Origin of the sequence: Thiomicrorhabdus sp. zzn3 (assembly GCF_029767755.1) — a bacterium.
Taxonomy (GTDB): domain Bacteria; phylum Pseudomonadota; class Gammaproteobacteria; order Thiomicrospirales; family Thiomicrospiraceae; genus Thiomicrorhabdus.
Map to the genome: position 1 here is coordinate 604020 of NZ_JARUQS010000001.1, position 25171 is coordinate 629190.

At 47.0% G+C, this 25171-nt stretch carries 24 protein-coding genes; all 24 read left to right on the plus strand.

What is annotated here, in order from left to right; genetic code table 11:
* Nucleotides 1-7 precede the first annotated feature (7 nt).
* Entirely contained in the window at nt 8-676 is a 669-nt protein-coding gene (locus QCB44_RS02720; protein WP_279407793.1) for a hypothetical protein, read from the plus strand.
* 6 nt (nt 677-682) lie between these two features.
* The gene (locus QCB44_RS02725; protein ID WP_279407794.1) at nt 683-1447 is read left to right on the plus strand and encodes an imidazole glycerol phosphate synthase cyclase subunit; all 765 of its coding nucleotides are present in this window, start codon (nt 683-685) and stop codon (nt 1445-1447) included.
* The gene (gene hisH, locus QCB44_RS02730; protein WP_279407795.1) at nt 1444-2079 is read left to right on the plus strand and encodes an imidazole glycerol phosphate synthase subunit HisH; all 636 of its coding nucleotides are present in this window, start codon (nt 1444-1446) and stop codon (nt 2077-2079) included. The genes QCB44_RS02725 and hisH overlap by 4 nt, the downstream gene beginning before the upstream one ends.
* A 39-nt stretch (nt 2080-2118) precedes the next feature.
* Entirely contained in the window at nt 2119-3189 is a 1071-nt protein-coding gene (locus tag QCB44_RS02735) for an N-acetylneuraminate synthase family protein (protein ID WP_279407796.1), read from the plus strand.
* A 1-nt stretch (nt 3190) separates the two neighbouring features.
* Complete coding sequence (locus tag QCB44_RS02740; RefSeq protein ID WP_279407797.1) at nt 3191-4255, plus strand: phosphotransferase; 1065 nt, start codon at nt 3191-3193, stop codon at nt 4253-4255.
* Nucleotides 4222-5352, plus strand: a complete 1131-nt coding sequence (locus QCB44_RS02745) for a hypothetical protein (protein ID WP_279407798.1) — start codon at nt 4222-4224, stop codon at nt 5350-5352. The genes QCB44_RS02740 and QCB44_RS02745 overlap by 34 nt, the downstream gene beginning before the upstream one ends.
* Nucleotides 5339-6394 (plus strand): nucleotidyltransferase family protein, encoded by a 1056-nt coding sequence (locus QCB44_RS02750; RefSeq protein ID WP_279407799.1) that lies wholly within the window; start codon nt 5339-5341, stop codon nt 6392-6394. The genes QCB44_RS02745 and QCB44_RS02750 overlap by 14 nt, the downstream gene beginning before the upstream one ends.
* A gap of 18 nt (nt 6395-6412) precedes the next feature.
* Nucleotides 6413-7123, plus strand: a complete 711-nt coding sequence (locus QCB44_RS02755) for an acylneuraminate cytidylyltransferase family protein (protein WP_279407800.1) — start codon at nt 6413-6415, stop codon at nt 7121-7123.
* A gap of 29 nt (nt 7124-7152) precedes the next feature.
* Nucleotides 7153-9621, plus strand: coding sequence for a 6-hydroxymethylpterin diphosphokinase MptE-like protein (locus QCB44_RS02760; protein ID WP_279407801.1), 2469 nt, complete (start codon nt 7153-7155; stop codon nt 9619-9621).
* A gap of 190 nt (nt 9622-9811) precedes the next feature.
* Complete coding sequence (locus QCB44_RS02765) at nt 9812-10636, plus strand: flagellin (RefSeq protein ID WP_279407802.1); 825 nt, start codon at nt 9812-9814, stop codon at nt 10634-10636.
* 140 nt (nt 10637-10776) lie between these two features.
* Nucleotides 10777-11601, plus strand: coding sequence for a flagellin (locus QCB44_RS02770; protein ID WP_279407803.1), 825 nt, complete (start codon nt 10777-10779; stop codon nt 11599-11601).
* Nucleotides 11602-11646: 45 nt separating this feature from the next.
* On the plus strand, nt 11647-12048 hold the full coding sequence (locus QCB44_RS02775; RefSeq protein ID WP_279407804.1) for a flagellar protein FlaG: 402 nt from the start codon (nt 11647-11649) through the stop codon (nt 12046-12048).
* Nucleotides 12049-12072: 24 nt separating this feature from the next.
* Nucleotides 12073-12561: a flagellar protein FlaG gene (locus tag QCB44_RS02780; RefSeq protein WP_279407805.1), complete on the plus strand. Its 489-nt coding sequence runs from the start codon at nt 12073-12075 to the stop codon at nt 12559-12561.
* A 184-nt stretch (nt 12562-12745) separates the two neighbouring features.
* Nucleotides 12746-15091, plus strand: a complete 2346-nt coding sequence (gene fliD / locus QCB44_RS02785; RefSeq protein WP_279407806.1) for a flagellar filament capping protein FliD — start codon at nt 12746-12748, stop codon at nt 15089-15091.
* Nucleotides 15092-15149: 58 nt separating this feature from the next.
* Nucleotides 15150-15584: a flagellar export chaperone FliS gene (gene fliS, locus QCB44_RS02790; protein WP_279407807.1), complete on the plus strand. Its 435-nt coding sequence runs from the start codon at nt 15150-15152 to the stop codon at nt 15582-15584.
* Entirely contained in the window at nt 15584-15874 is a 291-nt protein-coding gene (locus tag QCB44_RS02795) for a hypothetical protein (protein ID WP_279407808.1), read from the plus strand. The genes fliS and QCB44_RS02795 overlap by 1 nt, the downstream gene beginning before the upstream one ends.
* A gap of 101 nt (nt 15875-15975) precedes the next feature.
* Entirely contained in the window at nt 15976-17091 is a 1116-nt protein-coding gene (locus tag QCB44_RS02800) for a sigma-54 dependent transcriptional regulator (RefSeq protein WP_279407809.1), read from the plus strand.
* A 27-nt stretch (nt 17092-17118) separates the two neighbouring features.
* Nucleotides 17119-18267 carry an ATP-binding protein gene (locus QCB44_RS02805; protein ID WP_279407810.1) on the plus strand — a complete coding sequence of 383 codons (1149 nt, stop codon included), beginning with the start codon at nt 17119-17121 and terminating at the stop codon, nt 18265-18267.
* Complete coding sequence (locus tag QCB44_RS02810; RefSeq protein WP_279407811.1) at nt 18264-19613, plus strand: sigma-54 dependent transcriptional regulator; 1350 nt, start codon at nt 18264-18266, stop codon at nt 19611-19613. The genes QCB44_RS02805 and QCB44_RS02810 overlap by 4 nt, the downstream gene beginning before the upstream one ends.
* Before the next feature lie 201 nt (nt 19614-19814).
* Nucleotides 19815-20153, plus strand: a complete 339-nt coding sequence (fliE, locus tag QCB44_RS02815; RefSeq protein ID WP_279407812.1) for a flagellar hook-basal body complex protein FliE — start codon at nt 19815-19817, stop codon at nt 20151-20153.
* Between the two features lie 58 nt (nt 20154-20211).
* Nucleotides 20212-21906 carry a flagellar basal-body MS-ring/collar protein FliF gene (gene fliF / locus QCB44_RS02820; protein WP_279407813.1) on the plus strand — a complete coding sequence of 565 codons (1695 nt, stop codon included), beginning with the start codon at nt 20212-20214 and terminating at the stop codon, nt 21904-21906.
* Nucleotides 21906-22925, plus strand: a complete 1020-nt coding sequence (gene fliG, locus QCB44_RS02825) for a flagellar motor switch protein FliG (protein ID WP_279407814.1) — start codon at nt 21906-21908, stop codon at nt 22923-22925. Before fliF ends, fliG begins: the two co-directional genes overlap by 1 nt.
* Nucleotides 22926-23723 carry a FliH/SctL family protein gene (locus QCB44_RS02830; protein WP_279407815.1) on the plus strand — a complete coding sequence of 266 codons (798 nt, stop codon included), beginning with the start codon at nt 22926-22928 and terminating at the stop codon, nt 23721-23723. It begins immediately after the preceding gene.
* A 74-nt stretch (nt 23724-23797) separates the two neighbouring features.
* Entirely contained in the window at nt 23798-25144 is a 1347-nt protein-coding gene (gene fliI / locus QCB44_RS02835) for a flagellar protein export ATPase FliI (RefSeq protein ID WP_279407816.1), read from the plus strand.
* Nucleotides 25145-25171: the final 27 nt, after the last annotated feature.

A 25171-nucleotide genomic window follows, 5' to 3' on the forward strand; every position in this document is an offset into this window, starting at 1 on the left:
TTAGTTGATGAAACAATTAGTTGAGGAACTGGAAAGTCAGGTTAGCTTATCGCCAAACAAAGATGTACTGGAAGAACGAGGAGCGTTAGCTTATTTTAACTTATGGCTGGGTATTCTTTATTTTCCAGCTATTATTGGATTAAGTATTGACTGGTCGCTTACAAATGATGTGTATAACCTAAACTTTTTCACTGCTTCAGTAGTGATTTCAATAGTGGCATTGTTAGTTATTGAACTGATTACGTGGTTCACTGATCGTAATATTCTTTTTCTAAAAAGTTATGTAAATACAGAGGCAGTAGATAGGCATTTACAAGACAAATTGATGGATTGTTTTCAAACGAAAAATGTTGATTTTAAGATAGCTTATGATTTTTACAAAGAAAGGCATGAGCTTAAGTTTAAGCAAGCAAAGTACAATATGTCTAAATTGTTTTCTTTGGAGCTTCTGATTGCGATAGTTAGCTTATATATGGCGTACCAAGGACTCAATATGCCTGAAAGTGGAAATAACGAGGAAGTTAGACTAAAAATTATTGAAGGTAGTGTAAATATTATTTTATCCTTTTTTATATTAAGAATTTCGTTATTTCTGATTTCAGATATTTACAAATTCTATTCCGGCTATGTTCGTAGTGAAGCAATTTTAAGGTTTATGTTTAATAACATAAAATAAGAAAAAATGATCCGTCTAATTCCCCGTCTTGATATTAAAGGCCCCAATCTGATTAAAGGCGTGAAGCTGGAAGGCTTGCGCAAGATCGGCAATCCGAATGAGTATGCGCGAAAGTATTACGAGCAGGGCGCCGACGAGCTGCTGTATATGGACGCGGTGGCGTCGCTTTATGGGCGCAATAATCTGACCGAAATCGTCAAGGAAACCGTCAAGTCGGTGTTTATTCCGATTACGGTAGGCGGCGGCATTCGCTCGGTGGACGATGCGCGTGAAATTCTGCGTTCCGGAGCCGATAAGGTGGCGATCAATACCGCGGCGGTCGCGCGGCCCGAACTGATTACCGAGATGGCGAATACTTTCGGTTCGCAATGTGTGGTGCTGTCGGTCGAGGCGATTAAGCAGAGTGAAGGCAAGTGGCTGGCGTTTACCGATAACGGGCGCGAACACACCGGTTTGGACGTGGTTGAATGGGTCAAACAGGCCGTGGAACTGGGCGCTGGGGAGGTGTTGTTGACGTCGGTGGACCGTGAAGGCGGCCGCAAAGGTTATGATTTGGAGCTGATTGAGGCGGTTTCCAGTCAGGTGAACGTACCGGTGATCGCTTCCGGCGGCATGGGGCAGGCGATGGATGGCGTTGACGCGGTAGACGCCGGAGCGGACGCGATTGCCATGGCCGATATTCTGCATTATGAACGCGATACGGTCGCGGGGATTCGAGAAGCGTGCCGCCAAAACGGCTTGAATGTCCGGGCCGAGGAGGCGATCGCATGAGCGGCAAAGTCACATTAATCGATTACGGTGCCGGCAATTTGCTCAATGTGCAGCGCGCGTTTGAGCACCAAGGCGCGCAAGTAGAGATTGCCACTACGCCGGAGGTGGTGTTGCAGTCCGACCGTTTGGTGTTCCCAGGCGTCGGGGCGTTTCCCGAAGCCATGGCGCAGTTACAGAAACAGGAGTTGGTGGAAGCGATTCAGCAAGCGGCTCAGAACAAGCCGTTTCTGGGAATTTGTCTGGGCATGCAGATGATGCTGGAAGCGGGTGAAGAGTTTGTGGAAACCGAAGGTTTGAAACTTCTTCCCGGGCGCGTCAAGCAACTGCCACAACTGGGCGTTAACGATGAAGCCATGACCATACCGCACATGGGTTGGGCCAAGGTGGAACCCAATCAGGTAGCGTGGGACGGCACCCTGTTCGATCAGGTCGCGGAAAACAATGCGTTTTATTTTGTGCATTCCTATTTTGCCGATGTGTCCGATCCCCAGGATCAATTGGCGGTATTTGATTTTGGCGGCCACAGAATTAGCGCTGCGGTGCAGCGCGATAATCTGTTCGGCTGCCAGTTTCATCCCGAAAAATCGGGTGAACCGGGCTTGCGCTTGATCGAAGCCTTTTTAAAGATTTAAGCGTTCGAAAACTGAACAGGCCTGGTGTAAGGAGCAGCTATGAGTGAAACAACTTGCGGTTATTGGCAACAGATTCAAACCTCCGGCCGTCCGCTGTTTTTGCCCGATATTGGCACCTATTTCAATCAGGATATGCAGCAGGCCGAGGCGTTGGTGGACTCTTTGGCCGAGGCCGGAGTGACCACGATCAAAGGCGAAATTCTGCAAACGGCGGAAATTTGCCTGGATGCCCACCTGTCCGGAAACGAACGTTATTGGGGCCACAAAGATGGCCAAGTCGTCGAAGAAAATTACCGCGCACTGATTGAACGCAAAGTCTTGCCGCTTTCGGCCTACGAGACGCTTTTCCGTTATGCGCAACGTAAAGGTATGGATGTCGTGGTGTCGGTATACGATTTTGAAGGCGCCGATTTTGCCAAGCAGATCGGCTGCAAGGCGATCAAAATAGCGTCATCGAACGTGACGCATCAGCCATTGATTGAATACATCGCGACGCTGGGATTGCCGACGATTTTCGACACCGGTCATACCTCGCTGGAAGAGGCGGCGCGGGCAGTGAACTGGGCGACGGATCAAGGGGCGACCGATATTTTAGTCGAGCACAGCCCACCGGGGCCGCCGAATCCGCCGCAGATGCATAATCTCAAGTTTATGCAGACTTTGGGGCACAGTTTGGGCGTGCCTTACGGCCTGTCGGATCATCACGGTGGCGAAGAGATGCTCTATGCGGCCACCGCGATGGGCGCACTGGTATTGGAAAAAGGGGTGTGCCCCGATGACATGGGCAACGAACAGGACGGCGGCCATGCGATGCCGGTGAGTCAGGTGAAATCCGTATTGGGCAAAATCCATAATATCGCTGACGCGTTGGGTAACGGAATACGTCACCTGGATCGCAAGCGTGAAAAATATGTCTCGCGGATGGGGCTGGTGGCCAAACAGGATTTGCAGCCCGGCGATATTGTTTCGGTCGAGACGGTCCATTTCGCTTTCCCGGCCAAAGGCATTAAAACCGAATATTGGTCGGAGGTGGTCGGGCATTGCATGACGCGTCCGGTCAAGGCGGGCGAAGTGATCGACTGGCCGGATATCCAGTTTAACGGAAGCTAACATGGCGACAGACTTTTGGTTGCCGGATGCGCCTGCCTTTTTGGGATTTCATCCTCCCGAGCTTGACTGGCAAGCGTTCGACTTGGATCAAGAAGCAAAAACTGAACAGGCCTGGTCAGATTTGTTTGCCGTGTTGCACGATCACTATTCACAACCGTTTCAACTGCTGAAATTGCAGACTCATCATCCAATACCCTATGGTTTTTTTCGTGTGGTAGGTGAAGGCTTTGACCATTTTCTTAAAGTGGTGACAGCGCAACAGGCCGATAGATTGATTCAAGCCAACGAGGTGGCAGGCTGGCTGAATCAGCAGGGAATGGGGGTCAGCCTACTGCAGAATGCGCCGGGCTGGCAACTGAATTCCGAGGCCCACCTTCTTAGCTACCGCTATCTGAACGGACGTTTCGGTTCGGCATCGATCACCGATATGCAACAACTCGGTGAAGCTTTAGCCAAACTGCATTTGGCGTTGGCCGACTATCCCGATCAACACGCAGTCGAACAGTCAGGCACGTGCCGACATAATGGATTGAAAGCGCGTTTAAAGGAGGTAAGGCACGATAACGCTGATCTGCCTGAGGAAGTTAAGGAAATTTTATATCGATATCCCGAAGACAGTTTGGACGTCTTGGTGGAAGATGCCCAGATGGTTCACGGCGATCTGAATATGGGGAATGTGTGGTTTACCGAGCGGGAGTGCGTGTTTCTGGATTTGGAAGACAGTTTGACCGCCTGGTTTTCCCCGATGAAAGATTTGGCGTTTGTCTTGGAGCGTTTTGTCCTGACTCATAACCATCGGGAGCATCAGGTTTTGGGCGAAGCCTTTCTTCAGGCCTACTACCGGATGCATCACAATCGTTTTAATCATCCTGAGCATGCTGCCGACTTGTTACAGGCGCTTGCGGTGCGGGCGTTGTTGATTTTGATCGAATCGGCGCGGCATCAGCAAATCCCCTTAGCGAATGAGTGGAAAAAGTTCGTGTTTTTGTATAAGCTAGCTGACCATAAGCGAACTCTTTTACAAAGCATTTTATGTCGAGCTGCCGAAAGCGCATCAAGCTGTTAATTACTGCACGGGATCCTGCGACGGCAGTCTCTTTTCAAATTCTGATTCCGCAACTTATCAAACATCACGGTTTTGAGATCAAAGTTCTGGCGCAAGCGCCTGCCTCTGACATGCTCATGGCCGTTTATCCGCAGTTGGATGAATTTTTCCCTCAATCGAGCCTTGAGCTGAAACAGCAAAAAGTCAAAGCCGTCATTGACGCTTTCAAACCCGATGCGGTGTTATGTGGCATTTCCGGGCCCGATATCGGTGTGGATGAAGCGACCCTGAAAGTGGCGCAGGATCAAGGCATAGAAAGTTATGCGCTGCAAAGTTTCTGGGGTGATATCAACCAGCTTTCAGGTGCGGTGCCAAAACATGCTTTCGTATTGGATGACGAGGCGGTTCGACTCACCGAACAGCGTTATCCGCAAATTCGTTCCATTGCGATCGGTTCGATCAAACATGCCGACTTCAAAGGGTATGACGTTCTTAAACTCCGCGATCAAAAACGAACAGGCCTGCTCAAGAAGGATGAAATTCTGGTCAGCTTTTACGGTCAGCCAATTTTAGAGGTAGAAGGCTATTTCACCACCTTGGAAGCAATGGTTCGCCAGCTTACAAAGTGGTCGAGACCGTTTAAACTGATGTATCGACCGCACCCAAAAGAATCTCAGGAACTGTTTGATAAAACCTGGCAGTTGTTCAGTGATGCGTTTTCGGAGCGATTATTGCTTGATCAATCCGCAGACATTGTTGAAAGTTTATGCATGAGTGACCTGGTGGTCAGTGTGTTCTCAACCTGCGGGTTTGACAATCTTTATCTCAATGAGATGTCGGCTCAGCCGTTTAACAGCAGTGTTTATCTATGGTTTGACCCCAACATGATTGAATGGTGGCAGAGATACAGCGGATTAACGGAAATGCCGTTGATCAGTGAAGGTTTACTGCTTTCGGCCGATACAGAAGATGAAATTCTGACGGTTTTTGACGAAGGCTTGAATCCGGACGTGCAAAAACGGCTGTGGATCAAAGCAAAACAGCATTTGCCGGATCCTTCACTAGCGGTGAAGACCATTATTGATACCTTACTGGATGATTTAGATGCAGCTATTTGATTGGCGTGAAGTCGCGGTTAAAGAGAGCGACGATATTCGTACGGCGTTGAGTGTTTTGGATCGCGCATCACTGCAAATTGTATTGGTGGTGGCGGATGACCAGACTCTGGTTGGAACCCTCACCGATGGTGATGTGCGTCGTGCGCTGTTGCGAGGCGAAACCCTTCACAGCCCGGTCAGTTTGGCCATGAACAAGCAGCCGGTGGCTGGTTTGAATACCGACAGCGAAACCGCCTGGCGCAAAATCCTCCTTGAGAAAGCCTTGCGCCATCTGCCGATTTTGGATGCCAACCGTAAAATCGTTGGTCTCTATTATGGCAAGCAGGCTCTACAGAAATGTCAAAACCCGGTGGTATTGATGTTGGGCGGGATGGGGATGCGTTTGCGCCCGCTGACGGAAACGGTACCCAAGCCGATGCTGAAGGTCGGCGACCGTCCGATTTTGGAAACCATTGTCAGCCACATTGCCGAGCAGGGATTTACCGAATTTTATTTTTGCATTAATTATCTGGGTGAACAGATACGCGCCTATTTTGGCAATGGCGAGCGTTGGGGGATTCGGATTCACTATATTGAAGAGAACGAACGCTTGGGCACGGCCGGTGCTTTGAGCTTGATTGAAGATCAGCCCCGACATCCGTTTATTGTGATGAATGGTGATCTGTTGACTAAAGTTGATTTGCGATCGCTGTTGAATTTTCATGAGGAACACGAAAATTTAGCCACCGCCTGTGTGCGCGAGTATTCGCAGCAGGTGCCTTATGGTGTGGTAGAGCTTGAAGGCGCGGCCGTTTCGCAAATTGTTGAGAAACCGGTTTACCGCTATTTTGTCAATGCGGGTATTTATGCTTTGTCGCCAGAAGCGCTTAAAAAGGTGCCAAACAACACCTTTTACGATATGCCGACGTTGATCGATGAATTATTGGCTGATCAAGAAAATGTGGGTGGTTTCCCGATTACCGAATATTGGATGGATATTGGGCAGATGCCCGACTTTGAGCAGGCCCAGGCCGATTATGATGTGCATTTTACCAAGCGTTAAAGGAGCTTTTTACTGAGTATGAAAAGCGCAAAGAAGATATTAGGGCTGGTGCCAGCGCGTGGGGGGTCAAAAGGCATTCCCAAAAAAAATCTGTATCCGATCATGGGCAAGCCGTTGCTGCAATATACGTTTGATGCCGCCAAAAAAAGTGACTTTATCACAGACATAATGATGTCAACGGAAGACAGCGAAATTCTCAATTATGCACACCGTAGTGGGGTGGATACCCGTTATGTGCGCCCGCAACATTTGGCAACCGATGAGGCGACGACCATTGATGTGGTTTTGGATGCATTGGACTGGCTAGAAGAGCAAGGGGAGCTGCCGGATATTTTGGTGTTATTGCAGCCGACCTCGCCATTGAGAACCGAGCAAGAGATTGATGACGCTCTGATTCAGTTTATGGAACGCCAGAGTGTTTCCATGGTCAGTGTGCACGAGATGATTGAGCACCCTTATAAGTGTCTGCATCAACAAGGCGATGGTTGGCAGTTCTTGGCCAAACCCGATCAATATGTGTCACGCCGTCAAGATTATCAGAACCACTATTATGCGATTAACGGCGCGCTGTATATCGTCACTCCGCAATGGCTGAGAGAAAAAGGCAACTTTGTCATTGAAGGGGAAACGGAACTTTACAAAATGAGTTCGGTATCGGGTACGGATGTGGATGAACTGGCCGATATTTTTCAGGTGGAAGCCTACTTGAAAATGGCCGCGAAAAATTAAATAACGAGATGATGAGAGAAAGGGGAAGCATGGAATTCGATTTTGGACAGTTAACGACAAACCAGTTTGGAGAAGCCTATTTTCAAGCGATTAACCATGACACCTTTGCAGACCACTCGGCGGAATCCGTTTATCAGCGTTACTATCCAGAGATTCTAGAAGAAGAGGATCGCCTTAATATTATCGTCGGTTCCGACTCCGGGCTTTTTTACCGTTATTTGACTTCTCTGGATACGCTTCCGAAAAACAGCTTTTTTATCTTCATTGATTACGCCAATGCCTTTGAGCATTTGGAGCTTGAACCTTCATCAATCAGTGATCAGGTGCAGATTTACGCGGACCCGTTTGATTTCGATCAGTTGGCGGTCCATTTCATGCCTTATGTGATCCGCCAAAAAGTCTCTTTGATTCGTTCCCTGGCCGTACAGGATGCGCAGCAGCCAGCGTATAAGACGTTAGCCAACTATTACGAAGAACGCTATGGCCATTTCATTCGCCAGGAACTGATCTCATTAAACTCAAAGCCCTTTATTGATGCGCAATTGGATAACATTGCCGATAACTTGGTGCCTTTAAGTGTGGTAAGAAACCAGTTGGAAGGGGCGACCGCTTTGATTCTAGGCGGTGGGCCGACACTCGATCAAGCGATTGAGTGGATTAAGGAAAATCAGCAGAAAGTGGTGATCTTTGCCGCTGCGCGTATTGCGAAACGCCTTTTAAAAGAAGGGATTAAGGTCGATATTTTTGTTTCAGTGGATCCGCATGATGTCAGTTTTGACAACTCTAAAGGCATCTTCAGTTTTGCTGAAGAAAGTCTGCTGATACACAGTCATCATATTAATCCTCGCTTGTTGTCACAATGGACGGGAGTCAGCACCTATCTCAAAGACCGTTACCCGTGGAGTGCAGGAGAAGAACCGAATGTTTCCTCACCGGGTCCGAATGTGATGAATACCGCAACCAACATCGCGGTCGAACTGGGCTGTAACACCATTATTTTTTCCGGTGTCGATTTATGTTTCGTGGGAACGCAGGCCTTCGAGTCTGGCAGTGCGGAAGCGAAAGTGGGTGGAAAGTATGTGTTTGCCGACGCGCAGAAAGTGGAAACCAATGCCGGCACTGTGAGCGAGACCCAGCCAATGTACGCGGCGAGTAGAGAGATGCTGGAACAGCAAGTCTCTTTGTATTTGCAACAAAAGCCGTCACTTCAGTTTGTGACTTTAGGTTTGGATTCGGCCAGAATTCAAAATGTTCAATATGTAGCGCCCTCCGAGTTAGTTCTCTCGGGAGAGAGTATTGCGTTTGAAATTGAGTTGATGCGACAGAACTTGTCGATTGAACCGGCCGAGCGTCTTAAAAAGCTGAATGAAACCAAGAAAGAGCTGCAAAAGCAGCAGAAGCGCTTCCATGAGTTGTCTAAAGTCGGTAAAGAGTCGTTGAAAACCATATCGAAGTTGTATGACGATAACGGCCAAGAAAACCTGAAGGCGTCTAAGAAAATCCATAAAAGCAAAAACCAAGTGTTCAAGTTGATCGGCGATGACGGGGATATGCTGTTCCACTATGAGCAAAGTACCCTGACCAATAACTTCAAGCCCATTGAAAATGAACTTGAGATGGCGCAGTCCGATATTACGGAACAGCTCGAAAGCTTTTTCAATGGTATCAGCAGAGCCTCCGAACTCTTTTTGGAAGCGCTGAAAAAAGCGGTCGATCGAGTAGATCTTAGAGTGCGTGAGCTTAAAGGCGATTCGCCTATGGATTTGCACGAACAGTGGGAGGCCTGTGCAGAATATGGCAGAGCTCTGTTGTGGGAGAAATGGAATCCAAGTCGTTTAGCGACCTTATCTGAAGCGGAACAAGCTGTTTTGGAAAAAGAAAAATCGCTCTTTCAGCAGGAAGTTGAGCAAGAGCAGACTCAGCAACTGGCTTCTCTTAAGGAAAGTAGTGAAAACCTGCCTCTCTTATTGCGAAGAGCAGATAAAGCCTTTGAGGATAAGGATTTTCAGGAGCTGGAATCTATTCTGGGGCATCTGGAGTCGATTACAGGCCTGACAGGGCTGGATGACCTAAAGCAATATGTGTCTGCGATGCAGTTGACCTTAAAAGCAGAAGGGCAGGCCGCCTTGACTCAGTTTGAAGCGATTGAGTTTCTGCCGATTCGTCACCAGGCCCTAAAAAGAGCGCTGGATATTGCCACTCAGGCAAGAATGAACGAGAAGGCTTTAGAGCTACTAGAGGCATTGTGTCGTTTTTCACTCGACTATATGCTTCCTTATGCCAGCCTCTTGGAGATATTGGGCCACCCGCAAGTGGCGATCGAAGTGATTAAACTCTATTTACAGAATCATCCCAAAAATGAGGCGGTAAAAGTTCAGCTGGCTCAACGATATATTCGTCTTCAAGCGTTAGACGAAGCAAAAGAAATATTGCACCAAGTGTTGGTGGATTCGCCAAACAACCAGACGGCACGGGCATTGTTAGAGCAATTGAGTTGAAAACACTAGAAGTGAATCCCTTGAAAAGCCGCTATTTAAGCGGCTTTTTTTATGTTTGCTAAAAAAAATAAAAAAAATGTGTCAAGAAAAATTTTTTGTGTCGATAACTTAATTGAAGGCAGGAAACACTGCCACCAAAACAAAAACATAGACACACTTAGATGCTTATATAAAGCAAGGGAGAAATATCATGGCAATGGTAATTAACACAAATATTGGTGCGCTTAACGCAGTTCGTCTTTTGGATCGTTCGGCCAGTGAACAAAGCACAAGTATGGAACGTTTGACTTCTGGTCTACGTATTAACAAATCAGCTGATGATGCAGCTGGACAAGCGGTAGCAACCAAAATGACCACGCAGATCCGCGGTACGGATCAAGCGATTAGAAATGTAAACGATGGTATTGGATTTGTGCAAACACAAGACGGTGCCATGGAAGAAGTGGTTACCATGATGCAGCGCATGCGTGAGTTGGGTGTTCAATCACTTAACGGAACCTACACTGCAGAAAACCGCAACCAAATGGATGCTGAATTCCAGGAGTTGGCCGCTGAAATTCAACGTATCGGTCAAACGACTACTTTTAACGGTGTGAACATCATGAACGGTTCTCTTAATGCGATGAGTATTCACGCCGGGTGGGATATCGGAGCAAACAATAAGATCCAGATTTCCACTTTTGACGTCAGTGCCCTTGGGGTGAGTTTGGATGCCCGTGATGTCACTACGGTAGCTAACGCATCGGCCGCGATCTCGGTTATCGATGCCAAGCTGAGTGATGTGAACACCATCCGCGCTAAATGGGGTGCGTTGCAAAATCGTTTGGAATCAACGGTCTCTAACCTGTCCAACGTAAATGAAAATATGAACGCGGCGCGTTCGCGAATTCAAGATGCCGATTTCGCTAAAGAATCAGCAAACTTAGCCAGAACACAAGTATTGCAACAGGCTGGAATGAGCATGCTCTCGCAAGCTAACCAGCAGTCACAAAATGTGATGCAGTTGTTGCAATAAAAAATTTGAGGGTTAGGTCAATTGTCCTGACCCTTAAATATATTAGAGCCCTGCTCTAAATAAGCTGCCAATTATAGGTAGTGCAATATAGTTAGAAACCCACAAGGGTTCAAGCTAACAACTCAAAAAGGAGATTTATCATGGCAATGGTAATCAATACAAACATGGGCGCAATTAACGCAAACCGCACCCTTGAAATGACTTCTCGTGACCAGGCGACTGCAATGGAACGTTTGACGTCCGGGTTGCGTATCAACAAGTCGGCTGACGATGCAGCTGGGATGGCGATCACCAATAAGATGACTTCCCAGATCATGGGTACCGATCAGGCCGTACGAAATGCGAACGACGGGATCAGCTTTGTGCAGACCCAAGATGGAGCCATGGATGAAGTGGTAAACATGATGCAGCGTATGCGTGAGTTGAGTGTCCAGGCACTTAACGGAACCTATACGGCTGAAAACCGTAGTCAAATGGATGCGGAATTCCAGCAGTTGGCGGCGGAAGTCACGCGTGTTGGTCAAACGACGACCTTTAACGGTGTAAATATCATGAATGGTTCGGTTGCAAAAGTGAGCCTTCATGTTGGTTGGGATAAAGGTGCCAACAACCGTATCGAAGTGTCTACATTTGACGTGAGTGCTCTAGGTGGAAGTTTGGACGCACGTGATGTTACAACAGTGGCCAATGCGTCTGCCGCGATTTCGGTGATCGATGCCAAGTTGAGTGATGTGAACACCATCCGCGCTAAGTGGGGTGCGTTGCAAAACCGTTTGGAATCAACTGTATCTAACCTCACGAACGTTAACGAAAACATGAATGCCGCTCGTTCAGCGATTCAAGATGCAGACTTTGCTAAAGAAAGTGCTGAATTGGCTCGAACTCAAGTTCTGCAGCAGGCAGGTATGAGTATGTTGAGTCAGGCTAACCAGTCTGGGCAAAACGTTCTTTCCCTGTTGCGTTAAAATAAGCTCGCTCTTTAAAATTAAGCGCAGTTTAGGAGAGCAGGTATGGAAATTAATTCATTAACATCACCTGCTGCGATCGATCGCTCCTTACAGTCGTCTTCTAAATCGACCGGGGGGAGCGAGACCAATCGGCAACAGGCTGAAGTATCCGTTAAAGCTTCTTCATCTAAAACAACGATGGAAGAGGTGGTTGCTCAGAGTCAAAAATTAAACCAGCAGTTGACCCAAATGGGACAGTCGTTGGCTTTTTCAATTGATGAGAGCACCAGTTCTTCGGTCGTTAAGGTGATTGATAAAACGACGGATGAAGTGATTAGACAATTTCCGACGGAAGGTTCTTTGAAGATTATGCATAATATTCAAAATTACCTGAACTCGGTGCAACAGAGTGGATCTTCCGCTAAAGAGAGTTTGACAGGCACCTTGTTCAATGAAATCATATAGATATCGATTGTTCAAGGAGTGGTTATGGCAGACTTTAGTATTATGCCGCCACAAGGCGTGGAAAACTTTCAAGCGGGAGCCTCTCGGAAATTGGCAGGTTCAGAAGCTGAGCGAATAAATGTTTCAGGAAAATCGATTCAAAATAAGGTTGATCGAAATGGTGAAACACCCGTTCAAACAGCTTCTGAGACCTCTCAATCTGCAGGACCAAAAGCTGAGTTTTTCAATTCTGCTGAGTCGAAGTCGGTTTCTCAAGGTATGGAAAACTTGCTTGAGAACTTAAATCAACAGCTTGAAAAGCTTAACAATTATCTACGTTTTGAAAAAGATGAAGAGTCGGATCGGATGGTGATCTTCATCAAAAATAGCGAAACGGGCGAAGTGATTCGTCAAATTCCATCTGAAGAATTTTTGGCCATTTCAAAAAACATCAAACAATTTTTAGAAATGCGCCAGCAGCCATTGGAACAAATGGCTACTCCTGTGGGCCTGATTACCGATGAAAAGGCCTGATATTTAGTTTCCCTTGTGTGTTTAGCGGTCTTTGACCGCTTTTTTTATGTCTGCTATTTTTTTATTATTAAAGTTATCTGTGTCATGGCCGCTAAAAAGGTTAGATGGCATTTATTATGCTGGTTAAACACAGATTCACTAAAATAAGTGAACAGCTTAAATCTTATCGACCAGGAGCCCCGTTATGGCAAATGAAATTGGAAATGCGTTACTTACAAGCTTAACAAACAGTTCTTTTGATATTGGTAATATGTCTAAAGTATTGGCTGAAGCTGAAGTGGCGGGGCCTAGAGCAATTCTGGAAAAAAATCAGGAAAAGGTTTCTACAGAATTGGATGCTTTAAAGTATCTGAAAACAAACCTGGAAGCGTTTAATACCTATTTAACGGATTTATCCTCTCCCGATACATTTGGACAGAAAAATGTCACATCGTCGAATGATGGTATTGTATCGGTATCTGCATCGAGTACAGCGGCCTTAGCCTCGTATCAAATTGAGTCAAAACAGCTTGCTCAAGCTCATACCTTGGTGGCTAACCAGGGTTATAGCTCGCCGTCGGATACAATTTCCGCCGGGACGCTCTCCATTCAAGTCGGTGGACAGTCTCATTCGATCACCGTCGATGCCTCAAATAATACTTTAGAGGGACTGCAAAAAGTGATTAATAATGGGGATTACGGTGTCACCGCCTCCATTATTAATAACGGCGGCAGCTATCAAATGATGTTTACCTCTAAGGAAACCGGTGCAGCTGGCGAGGTTAGCATTTCTGGTCTAGCCGATTTTGATACGGCTGGATTCACCACAACGGCAGAGGCACAAGATGCCGTGATGGTTCTAAATGGGTTGACAGTGACCAGTTCTACCAATACCTTCGATTCGGTCATTGAAGGGGTTAGTTTTCAGCTTAACTCGGCTTCTCCTGGGGTGATGAATGCCGTTTCGGTAGGTCAAGACTCGGAAGGGGTTAAAGAGGCCATTACCAGCTTTGTTGATGTCTATAACCAACTTGATACGATCTTGGACGAATTGGGAAGTTACAGTACCGATGAACTTACCGCCGAAGAGCTTGAGTCTGAAGAGTATCAATACTATGGCGATTTGGCCGGAAGCAGTTTGCTTCGATCGGTCAAATACCAGGTGCGTGAATCTCTGTCTGGGGCCATGGAAATGTTGAGTGGCAGCAGTTATCAGTCCTTAACAGATATAGGTATTAGCTTTGATCGTGAAGGGAAGTTGGTACTCGATAGTGCTAAATTGGATTCGGCTATTTCAAGTGATATGCAAGCCGTTTCCAGTTTGTTCTCTAAAGGAGGTTCCAGCAGCGATCCCCTTATCAATGTCATTTCCGGTGGAGACAATACACAAACAGGAAATTACGACCTGAACATTACCCAATTGGCGGAGCGCGCAGCCGTTACCGGTGGGGCGGCAATATTTTCCACAGATCAGCGTCTTTCTGGTGATCGGGTCATTGACAGTACCGCGGCATTAACCATTGATGCCGGTGCTTCTTTTACTTTAGATGTCGTGGGGGGGCCTAACGCCGGTACCTTTAATGTCGATTTGACTGCGGTAGCAGGAACCTATGCCAGTAAGGATGAGGTGGCTGCAGCGATCCAGTCACAGCTTGGTGGTGCGCCTGTCACGGTGGCTTATGATAGCGCCCAGTCACGGTTTGAAATTACCGCTAACGCCGGGGAAGGTTCTGTCACCTTGTCTAATATTGTCGGCTTAAATAATCAGGGCTTTTCACAAGCCTCTTATGCAGGTGAAAACCTGATTGATTTGAGTGGTGCAGATGCTACATTTAATGTCAAAATTGATGACGCAACGGCTTCGGCGGTGACCATTCAGGCCGGGCGCTATACATTAGATGAGTTGTCTCAAACCATGGCGACGAGCATTAATAACAACGCCGATGTTAAAGCGGCGGGTGCTCAAGTGAGTGTGACTAACGATGGTAATGCGATGACGATTACCTCATCTCGTTTTGGCGCATTCTCTACGGTTGAATTAACAGGGTTTACAGGGTTTGCTTCAGCAGGGTTTACTGCCGATTTGACTGATGTTGGTCAAAATGTGGATGGCACCATCACCACGGCAAGCGGAACACTTAATATCGGTGCTTATGCGGATGCTGAGGATGGGCGTTTGGTTAAAATCAGTGATTATGCGGTCATCGCAGGTAACCCGGCTGAAGTTCAAGGTTTGCAGTTTGAAGTGCTCGGCGGTTTGACCGGAGCGCGCGGCACGATCACCTATGAGCAAGGTTTTGCCAGTAAGCTTGAAGAGACTATTGGCAACCTGTTTGATTCCGATTACGGCTTGATTGGGCAAAGAATTGATAGCTTGAACAACAAAATGGATAAGTATTCAGAGAAGTCGGATGATATTGACGCTCGTTATGAGCGTTTATTGATGAAATATCAACTTCAGTTTTCTGCTTTGCAGTCGATAATATCCAGTACAGAGCAGACAAGAAATTATCTGTCGGCGACATTCAGCAACAACAATAACAATAATTAATTAGAATCAGACTCAGCAGGCCTGGTTAAAGGTTAAAAAGCTAAGCGAGGGAAAAATAATGAATATGGCGATGAGAAACAAGTTTGTACAGCAGTATGCAAACAACTATGTTGAAACAGCCGTGACTGAAGCTACGCCCCACAAACTGGTGGAAATGCTGTATGACGGCGCTATCAAAAATTTGACCTTGATGAAAGTGTTTATGGAAAAAGGCGATTTTGCTAAGAAAGCGGAGTTTTCCAATAAAAGTTTAGCTATTATCAATTCCTTGCGCGCGGGTGTGGATATGGAAAAAGGCGGTGAAGTCGGGGAAAACCTATTTGCATTGTACGACTATTGTTACCGCCGCGTATTGGAAGCGTCATCCCAAAACAGTCTGGAAATGATCGATGAAGTGATCGGTCATCTCAAGGGGCTGAAAGAGGCTTGGGCTGAGATGCCGGAAAATATTAAGCGTGCGTCTAAAGAGCAAATTGAAAAGATGAGTGCATAATGGACGCTTTAGAAAAAGCAAAGTTAGTGTTGCTGGCACATTCAAAAAACATGCTTAATTCGGCCCTGTCTCATGATTGGGAGGCGTTTGAAGTTTTGGATAAGCAGTGGCAGCCTAAGCTAGAAGCGGCGGTTGAACAATTTGGCGATCAGTTGACGCCAATCAGTGAGCAGTTAATGCAGGATAATCAAAAAATATTATCCTGCATTAAACAGGCTCAGCAGCATTTAGCCGCTGAGCTCCAAAAAAACACTCAAGCCACTTCAGCGCTTAAAAAGTATCTTAAATAAAACGGGTGAATAAACCCCGTTAAAAACAATGCCAAATTTTTGACATTCTGCAAAAACCCGTATATAAAGTTACTTAATCTCAACGAACAGATGACGGGTACATGTCTCAAGAACTCTTCTCTTCTCTGGTTGGCAACGGGCCGGCCATGCAAAAAGTCAAAAAACTCATTCAACAGGTTGCTCAAACCGATGCGACCGTCTTGATATTAGGAGAGTCGGGAACCGGTAAGGAAGTGGTCGCCCAAACTCTGCATAACGCCTCTTCACGCGCAGGCCGCGCTTTTGTTCCGATTAACTGCGGTGCCATTCCAGGCGAGCTTTTGGAAAGTGAGCTGTTTGGACATGAAAAGGGCGCGTTTACCGGGGCGATTACTGCGCGTAAAGGGCGTTTTGAAATGGCGGAAAAAGGCACCATTTTCTTGGATGAAATTGGTGACATGCCGTTGCCAATGCAAGTCAAATTGTTACGCGTGCTGCAAGAGCGCACCTTTGAGCGTGTTGGTGGGAATAAGAGCTTTGAATGTGATGTCCGTGTGGTGGCGGCGACGCATCGAAATCTAGAAGATAATATTGCGGAAGGGTCCTTCCGTGAAGACCTGTTTTATCGTTTGAATGTCTTTCCTATTGAAATGCCGGCACTCCGAGAGCGCCCGGAAGATATACCTGGCCTGCTTGAATTTATGTTTAACAAGATTCAGGAAAGTGGCCGTCAGGTGCCTCAGCTGACTGAAAAAGCGCTGATCGCCCTTCAACACTATCAATGGCCGGGTAATGTAAGGGAGTTGGGGAATCTGGCGGAACGCCTTTCTATTTTATTCCCGGATTTACCCGTCGATTATGATGATTTGCCGCAGCGTTACCAGGTGGAGTTGCCTGAGTCGGCGGCGCTCATTCAAACCGATCCAAACGACATTGTACTAAGTGAGACAGAGCCGAATCGCGAGGCCGCTTCCGACGAGACTATTGACGTCGCCAGGCCGGTTGAATCGGGTGTTTTGGACAGTTCTACTCCTATGGGGTCAGAACAAAACACGGCCTTTGGTGTTCCAAGTTTGGAAGAGGGGTTAGATCTGAAATCCTACCTGGTCGAGATGGAAGTTCAGCTTATCCAGAAAGCGCTCTCGCAAACGGACGGCAATGTCTCTCAGGCGGCTAAACTGTTGCAAACCAACCGAACCACCCTGGTTGAAAAAATCCGTAAATACGAGTTGAATTAGGTCAAGAGGCCATTGGGGAGCATTGTTGTGCTGAATGAAGTTGAAAAAAGCAGGTTGGCAGAGCTTGAACAGGCGTTTGAACTGTTCAATGAAACTTCATTGCAACTCACTCAGGCTTATGAATCGCTTCAGCAACAAGTCGCTGATTTACAGAGGCAGCTGGCGCAAAGTGATCGTGAAAAACGCAAAGTGGCCGACCGCTTAGGTCGGTTGCTTAAATTATTGCCTGCCGGTGTCATAGTGTTGAATCAGAATGGTCAGGTTATTGAAGTGAATGCCAGCGCAGAGGCGATTCTCGGTCAAGATGTGATGGGCCGAAGCTGGGACGTGGTGATCAAAAACGCTTTTTTAACGACCAACGATGCTGGCGAACTCATTACTCACGATGGAAAAATCTTTCAGCTATCGGAAACGCGACTGGATGAAACCTTAGGTAAAATTCTCTTGATTCAAGATGTTACCTCAGCGCGCCATTTGCAAGATCATATAAACCGTCATCAGCGCCTGCATTCTATGGGTGAGATGGCCGCTTCTCTCGCCCACCAAATTCGAACCCCATTAGCATCGGCACTGCTTTATGTGTCGCAGATGAATTCTGAACAGCTTGATGAAGCAAAACGCACCAAGTTTGTCGATAAAGCCTTACATAGCCTAAAACACCTGGAAGGCCTGGTGAAGGATATGTTGCAATATGCTAAGGGTGGAAAAGGCAGTGTGCACCGTATTGAAATCGCTGATTTATTCGAGCGAGTCAAGCAGGCGGTTGAGACCCAAGTTAAAGTAACCGATAGTGAGTTAACCTTTGCTTCAAATGCATCCGGGGTAGCGATTAACGGTGACCTGGACGGGATGGCGACTGCGTTGCAGAACCTGATTAGCAATGCGATTGATGTTGTTGGTAAAGACGCGAAAATTGAAGTGCATTTAGAAAAAGCTGCGGACGATCAAATCGATATTATTGTCAGTGACCAAGGTCCCGGCATAGAGGCCGATAAGCTGGAAAAAGTATTTGAACCTTTTTATACGTCGCGTGCAAAAGGAACGGGCTTAGGTTTGGCGGTTGTAAGAGCCATTGCTGAAGCGCATAATGGGCAGGCCTGGGTAAAATCGATTCCAGGGTATGGTTCTAAATTTGGTATTCGTTTGCCGCTCGCTGAAACGAAGGAGATTCAATGAGTATCGCTAAGATATTGATTGTAGAAGATGATCAAGAGTTACAAGAAGCTCTAGTCGATACGTTGACTCTCAATGAATTTGAGGTGATTAGCGTTAGCAGTGCAGAAGAGGCGCTGGTGGCTTTGGACGATGATATTGGTATGGTGTTCAGTGATATCCGCATGGATGGAATGGATGGGTATACGCTGATGACCCGCATTCGGGCGATTAAGCCCTATCTGCCTATTGTTCTAATGACGGCCTACGGTACGATTGAACAGGCGGTTGAAGCGATGAAACTGGGAGCGGTAGATTACATTGTCAAGCCATTCGAAGCCTCCGTATTGGTCGAGAAAGCCAAGTCCTATTTCAACCGTGATGCATCCAGTGAGGACGATTTTGTGGCTGCCGATCCGGTGACGCAAAAAGTAAAAGCCATGGCTCAGAAAGTCGCCAATAGCGACGCAAGCGTCTTTATTAGCGGAGAGAGCGGGACCGGAAAAGAAGTACTGGCGCGCTATATTCATGCGCATTCCGAGCGTAGAGATAAACCGTTTGTTGCCATTAACTGCGCAGCGATTCCGGAAAACATGTTGGAAGCGATGCTGTTTGGGTACGAGAAGGGAGCGTTTACCGGAGCAGCCAAATCAATGCCTGGTAAATTTGAGCAGGCCCAGTATGGCACGATTTTTCTTGATGAAATCGGAGAAATGAAGCCGGATTTGCAAGCCAAATTGCTCCGTGTGCTGCAAGAAAGGGAGGTCGAGCGTATTGGTAGCCACAAAGTGGTGAATCTTGATGTACGGGTTTTGAGCGCCTCAAACGTGAATATGCAACAAGCGATTCAAAACGGCGTTTTCCGTGAAGACTTGTTTTACCGTCTGAATGTGTTTCCAATGCGTTTACCGCCTTTGAAAGAGCGGCCTAAGGATATAGCGTCGATTGCCGAACGCTTGCTGCAACGTCATTGTGGCCGGACCCGAATTGAACCGATGATCTCGGCACCCGCCATGAAGCGGCTGATTGAATACTCATGGCCCGGCAACATCCGTGAATTGGATAATGTCATTCAACGGGCTTTAGTGATGATGTCGGGAGATACGATTCAGCCGCAAGATATTTTACTGGATGGCATGGAAATGCAATCGACGATGACAGACGGTTTTTCCAGCGTTGGGATATCGTTGAATGATCAGCAAAATGATTTGCCGACAGACCTTAAAGCCAGAGAAGTGGCATTGATTCTGGAAACGCTTAAACAGCATAATGGACACCGTCAAAAAACGGCGGAAACGTTAAATATCAGTCCGCGCACGTTACGTTACAAATTGGCTAAATTAAAGGAACAGGGGGTGGATGTTCCTTAGCCTTTTAGGTGCTTGGTTGCTTATTATCGTTAACTCAATTTAATGTTAACGGCAGGATGCACTATAATTAAACCGAATATCAAAAAAATGACGCTTTTTATGTAAAGTATTGGCATATCAATTGCTGTTGCAATGAAAGCGAAAAACCTAAACGAGAAATAACGAAATCCCCTACAAGGGGTGGTTGGAGTTCAAAAGCGAATGAGCACAATTGATACACAGAGCTTGATGTTACAAATGCGTTCCCTGGCAGCGCAGGCTGCCTCTCAGCCTGGTAAAGTTGATAACTCTGTGGCTGAAAGCGGAGAAACCCAGACGGACAAATTTGCCGATTTGTTGAGTCAATCCGTGAATGCGGTCAATACCGAACAACATAAATCTGCCGATATGAAAGCGGCATTTGAACGTGGTGACTTGGATGTCGAGCTGTCTGAAGTCATGCTTCAAGCTCAGAAGGCCAGCCTCTCTTTTCAGGCGATGACCCAGGTGCGTAACAAACTGACAGAAGCCTATAAAGATATTATGAATATGCCAATTTGATTTTTAATATCCAATCTTTCACCAACTCTCTATTTCTTAATCATAAAGAAGATAATCTATGGCTGATCAGCAAGCGTCAATGGATCCAACCTTAACTCCCCAGCAGCCGACGGGGTTTGGTTCGACGCTTTTGAATAATCTGATGGCGCTTTCCGTTGCTAAACAGGTCAGTCTCGTAATTGCGTTAGCAGCGGCTGTAGCTCTTGTTGTCGGTATCCTGCTCTGGTCACAAGATAAGCCTTATACACTGTTATTTGGTAGCCTGGATGCTAAAGATGTCAACGAAGTCGTTCAAACCCTTGAACAAGAGCAGGTGGATTATCGTATTGACCAGACCAGCGGAGGCATTTTGGTGCCTTCGGATCAAGTCTATTCACTCCGTTTAAAGCTGGCAGCAGCCGGTTACCCTAAGCAAGCCGCTACCGGCTACCAGCTTCTTGACGTTGAACAGGGCTTTGGTATTTCTCAGTTTAAAGAAACCACACAATACCATCGTGCACTTGAAGGTGAGTTGGCAAAATCGGTTGCATCCATCAATGCGGTGAAATCCGCTCGAGTCATGCTGGGGATGCCCAAACGTTCTGTATTTGTGCGCAAGCAGCAAAAGCCGTCTGCATCAGTCGTGGTTAAGCTTTACCCAGGACGAAGCTTAAATGATGAGCAGGTCAGTTCAATTGTCTACTTGGTCTCTTCTAGTATTCCCAATATGGACGTCAAAGATGTCACTGTCGTCGATCAGAACGGTAATTTATTGACGGGTGATGCGCATGCAAGCGGTACTTTGAATATGAGTATTAAGCAGCTTGACTATACGCGTATGGTTGAAGAAACCCTATCGAATCGAATTATTAAACTGTTAGCACCTATTGTTGGTGGGGAAAACAAGGTTCGAGCGCAAGTCACAGCGGAGTTGGATTTTACGCAGCAAGAGCAGACGCGTGAAAATTATGAACCGGATCCAGAAGCAATCCGCTCTGAGCAAAAGATCAAGGAAATCAACCGTAATGAAGGTCCAACCGGCATCCCGGGAGCCTTAACTAATCAACCTCCTCGGGCGGGTATTGCGCCTGAAGAGGGGTATAGTGGACAAAACGCCGACCCTAATTTGCGTAATTCTTCAGAAAAGACCACTAAGAACTATGAGCTAGATCGAACGGTCAGTCATATTAAAAATTCCGTAGGAAATATTCACCGCCTTTCCGTTGCGGTGGTGTTGGATGATAAAACTTCTTTGGATGCCGAACAAAATTTGGTGCGTACCCCTTTAACGGAAGATGAATTGCTGCGTTATCGCCGTCTGGTGAGTGATACGGTTGGCTTGGATGAAGCCCGAGGAGACACCTTAACGGTGGTCAATGCTTCATTTGTCGTCGCTCCTCAAGAGGAAGAAGAACCTGCGCCGATCTGGCAGCAAAACTGGTTCTGGGATTTGGTCAAGCAATTGCTGGCAGGCCTGGCGGTATTGATTATTATCTTTGGCGTGATTCGACCCATGTTGAAAGAGTTGTCGAAGAAAGAAGAAGTGGTTACTTATCTGGAAGAGGTGCCTGAGGAAGAAGAGGAAATTGAAAATGTCGATGAAATTTCCAAGGCACTCGAACAGATGAATGAAGAAGTTGAGCAAACCGCTGCTGAGGCCGAGGCTGAGTCGGATGAGGAGCATGACATGATTGAGAAAGTGCGTACGCTTGTGGCTTCTGATCCTAAGGTCGCAGCCCATATTATCAAGCAATGGATGTCAGGGAGTAAGTGATGCCGGACGCAAGAGGTGAAATTGAAGAGGTTAAAGAATTAAGTGGCTTGGATCGTTCGGCCATTTTTCTTCTCGCGTTGGGTAAAGAGAATGCCGCTCAAGTGCTTAAGCACCTCAATCCAAGAGAAGTCCAGCAGCTCGGTTCGGCGATGACATCGGTTGAGAACGTGACGCGTCATGATATTCATCAAGTGATGCAAGCGTTTCTGGATGAAATGGGCGAGGATGCGCTGGGTGTGGATCCTAACGAATATGCACAGGCTTTGATGGCGGATGCCTTGGGCGAAGGCGGCGGCCACCTGATGGATGCCGCTTTGTTGGGTGATCAAGTGAAAGGGCTTGAAGCGCTCAAATGGATGCATCCGTCAACCATCTCCAATATGCTCAGAAATGAGCACCCTCAGGTGGTGGCCATTGTGCTTTCTTATTTTGATCCAGACCAAGCCGCTGAAGTGTTAAGAGGGATTCCGGAACGCTTTCAGGCTGAAGTTATTTATCGTATTGCCACTTTGACGACGATTCAGCCCCGTGCGTTATTTGATTTGAATGATGTGCTTGAAAAGGCGTCGAGTGATGGTGAAGGCGGCAAGCTGGCCACGATTGGTGGAGAGAAGCGGGCGGCTGAGATTCTCAACTTGGTTGGTAGCGGCGTGGACTCACGAATTTTGGATGATATCGCGATCGAACACGAAGATGTCAGTAAAGCGATTCAGGACAAAATGTTTGTCTTTGATGATATTGAAGGCATTGACGATCGTGGTATTCAAACGATTGTTGCCGAAGTGCCCAATGAGGTCTTGTTGTTGGCTCTCAAAGGTGCGGACAATAAGCTCAAAGAGAAGTTCTTGGCGAACGTCTCCAAGCGTCAAGCGGATATTATGCGTGATGATTTGGAATCAGGCGGTCCAGTTAAACTCAGTGCTGTTGAAGAGGCGCAGCGTACGATTGTCCAAACTGTACGTCGCTTAGCAGATGAAGAGAAGTTGATGATGCCTGGTTCTGGTGAGGAGTTTGTGTAAGTGGATGAGGCCCAATCAACAAAGGCTCCTTCACTTGACGAAGAGGAGATCGAACTGGCTACGGTCATTCCGGCCGAGCAGGTGGCTGCACCTGAAATCCGTCCCTGGACATTGAATAATCTCGAAGAAGAAGAGCGGTTTAAGGCCTTAGAAACCGAACAAAAGGTCTATGAAGAAATTCAAGAACGCTTAAAGCCAGAGATTCAACGCCAAACAGAAGTTTTGAAAAAAGAAACCTACGAATTGGCTAAACGCGAAGGTTTCGATGCGGGGTACGAAGAGGGCAAGAAGCTTGGGCAGCAGGAAGCCAAAGAGATTGCCTTGGCTGAAGCAGAAAAGCAGCTGGCCAATGAGTTAGAGCGTATGGATGGGGTAATATCATCATTAAATGCCCCATATAGGCTGTTGGAGAATAAGGTTTATGAAAGTCTGACTCACTTGGCGTTACAGGTCGCTGAAGAGGTCATACAACAAGAAATTAAAGGGCGCTCTGATTGGGTCTTTAAAATCATCCATGAAGCGGTTAATACGCTCAATGACAGTCTGGCGCCGATTGATGTCTTTTTACATCCTAACGACCTGAAGTTGATTGAAAGCCACTCTGATGACGTTGCCAAAAACTGGCGTTTACATGCGGATGAGGCGGTTTCAGAAGGGACGTGCCGAGTTAAGCAAGATTTTTCTTCCATCGATCATAATTGGAAAAACCGGTTTCAAACTATGGCGGTAAAGCTACAGGCACAAGCCGTGGCTGAAGACCAGCAGCGCTCTCAAGCTCATGTTGATGTTCATGATTAGGCCCCACCTCTCTTCTATTCGTTTTACGATACCGTTTATTTCTGGCGTTATTGAGCCTTAATAAAGGAGTGAAGATGAGTTTTTCTCAAGACTTAAATCAATCCTTGTTGGATAAGCTTGATCGCCTTTCTCAACAAATTTCCCTGCCTTCCTCATTAATGGTTTCCGGTCGTTTAGTGCGCATGGTCGGAATGACCTTGGAGGTTGTGGGTACCTATGCCCCTGTTGGATCAAGGTGCCAAATTGAGAGCAAGCATGGCGAACCAATCGAGGCGGAAGTGGTTGGTTTCCATGATGACCGCCTATACCTGATGCCGATTGGGGATACCCAGGGGTTATCTCCGAATGCCAAAGTGACTCCGGTTCAAGGTGGGGTAAAAGTCCGAGTAGGCCATGCTATGTTAGGTAGAATCGTTGATGGGTCAGGTCAGCCTTTAGATAATAAAGGGAGCATTGAAACCGAGCAAGAAGTGCCTTTATCAGGAAGGCGGATAAATCCGTTGAAACGCGCGCCGATTTCCGAACCTCTGGATGTCGGGATCAAAGCGATTAATGGCTTGCTGACACTGGGCAGAGGTCAGCGTATTGGTTTGATGGCTGGAACCGGGGTGGGTAAAAGTGTGTTGCTGGGCATGATGACTCGCTACACGAATGCGGATGTTGTGGTGGTTGGTCTTGTTGGAGAACGTGGCCGTGAAGTGAATGATTTTGTTCGCAATAACCTGGGCGAAGAGGGGTTGAAGCGTTCAGTCGTCGTCGCTACGCCAGCGGATGACCCTCCATTGATGCGGCTGCATGGCGCCATGATGGCAACGGCTATCGCTGAATATTTTCGTGATCAAGGTTTGAATGTCTTGCTCTTAATGGATTCCTTGACGCGTTTTGCACAAGCTCAGCGTGAAATCGCGCTGGCTGTAGGCGAGCCCCCAGCCAGCAAAGGCTATCCCCCGTCGGTTTTTTCGAAGTTGCCGCAACTGGTTGAAAGGGCGGGTAATGGCCAAGAGGGGGCAGGGTCGATTACCGCTATTTATACTGTCTTGGCAGAAGGTGACGATCAATCTGATCCGGTAGTGGATTCTGCACGGGGAGTTTTGGATGGCCACATTGTCCTGTCTCGTGAGATTGCGGATTCTGGGCGTTACCCCGCCATCGATATCGAATCGTCGATCAGTCGTGTGATGGTAGAAATTGTTTCTAAAGAGCAGTTGGGCCTGGCTAGACGTTTCAAGCAGCTTTATTCGACTTACCAGCAAAACCAAGATCTCATTAATGTTGGAGCGTACCGTAAAGGAACGGATCCGCAAATTGATGCGGCTATCCAGAAATATCCGCTGCTTAACCAGTTTCTTTCCCAGGAAATTGGGGAATGTTTTGATGTTAAGCACAGTACGCTTGAACTGCAGAAAACGCTTGGTGAATAGCGTTTGATTTCCATTCATTAACTAAAA

Coding starts and splice junctions, on each gene's coding strand:
- QCB44_RS02720 (WP_279407793.1), top strand. CDS start 8: ATGAAACAATTAGTTGAGGAACTGGAAAGTCAGGTTAGCTTATCGCCA.
- QCB44_RS02725 (WP_279407794.1), top strand. CDS start 683: ATGATCCGTCTAATTCCCCGTCTTGATATTAAAGGCCCCAATCTGATT.
- hisH (WP_279407795.1), top strand. CDS start 1,444: ATGAGCGGCAAAGTCACATTAATCGATTACGGTGCCGGCAATTTGCTC.
- QCB44_RS02735 (WP_279407796.1), top strand. CDS start 2,119: ATGAGTGAAACAACTTGCGGTTATTGGCAACAGATTCAAACCTCCGGC.
- QCB44_RS02740 (WP_279407797.1), top strand. CDS start 3,191: ATGGCGACAGACTTTTGGTTGCCGGATGCGCCTGCCTTTTTGGGATTT.
- QCB44_RS02745 (WP_279407798.1), top strand. CDS start 4,222: ATGTCGAGCTGCCGAAAGCGCATCAAGCTGTTAATTACTGCACGGGAT.
- QCB44_RS02750 (WP_279407799.1), top strand. CDS start 5,339: ATGCAGCTATTTGATTGGCGTGAAGTCGCGGTTAAAGAGAGCGACGAT.
- QCB44_RS02755 (WP_279407800.1), top strand. CDS start 6,413: ATGAAAAGCGCAAAGAAGATATTAGGGCTGGTGCCAGCGCGTGGGGGG.
- QCB44_RS02760 (WP_279407801.1), top strand. CDS start 7,153: ATGGAATTCGATTTTGGACAGTTAACGACAAACCAGTTTGGAGAAGCC.
- QCB44_RS02765 (WP_279407802.1), top strand. CDS start 9,812: ATGGCAATGGTAATTAACACAAATATTGGTGCGCTTAACGCAGTTCGT.
- QCB44_RS02770 (WP_279407803.1), top strand. CDS start 10,777: ATGGCAATGGTAATCAATACAAACATGGGCGCAATTAACGCAAACCGC.
- QCB44_RS02775 (WP_279407804.1), top strand. CDS start 11,647: ATGGAAATTAATTCATTAACATCACCTGCTGCGATCGATCGCTCCTTA.
- QCB44_RS02780 (WP_279407805.1), top strand. CDS start 12,073: ATGGCAGACTTTAGTATTATGCCGCCACAAGGCGTGGAAAACTTTCAA.
- fliD (WP_279407806.1), top strand. CDS start 12,746: ATGGCAAATGAAATTGGAAATGCGTTACTTACAAGCTTAACAAACAGT.
- fliS (WP_279407807.1), top strand. CDS start 15,150: ATGAATATGGCGATGAGAAACAAGTTTGTACAGCAGTATGCAAACAAC.
- QCB44_RS02795 (WP_279407808.1), top strand. CDS start 15,584: ATGGACGCTTTAGAAAAAGCAAAGTTAGTGTTGCTGGCACATTCAAAA.
- QCB44_RS02800 (WP_279407809.1), top strand. CDS start 15,976: ATGTCTCAAGAACTCTTCTCTTCTCTGGTTGGCAACGGGCCGGCCATG.
- QCB44_RS02810 (WP_279407811.1), top strand. CDS start 18,264: ATGAGTATCGCTAAGATATTGATTGTAGAAGATGATCAAGAGTTACAA.
- fliE (WP_279407812.1), top strand. CDS start 19,815: ATGAGCACAATTGATACACAGAGCTTGATGTTACAAATGCGTTCCCTG.
- fliF (WP_279407813.1), top strand. CDS start 20,212: ATGGCTGATCAGCAAGCGTCAATGGATCCAACCTTAACTCCCCAGCAG.
- fliG (WP_279407814.1), top strand. CDS start 21,906: ATGCCGGACGCAAGAGGTGAAATTGAAGAGGTTAAAGAATTAAGTGGC.
- fliI (WP_279407816.1), top strand. CDS start 23,798: ATGAGTTTTTCTCAAGACTTAAATCAATCCTTGTTGGATAAGCTTGAT.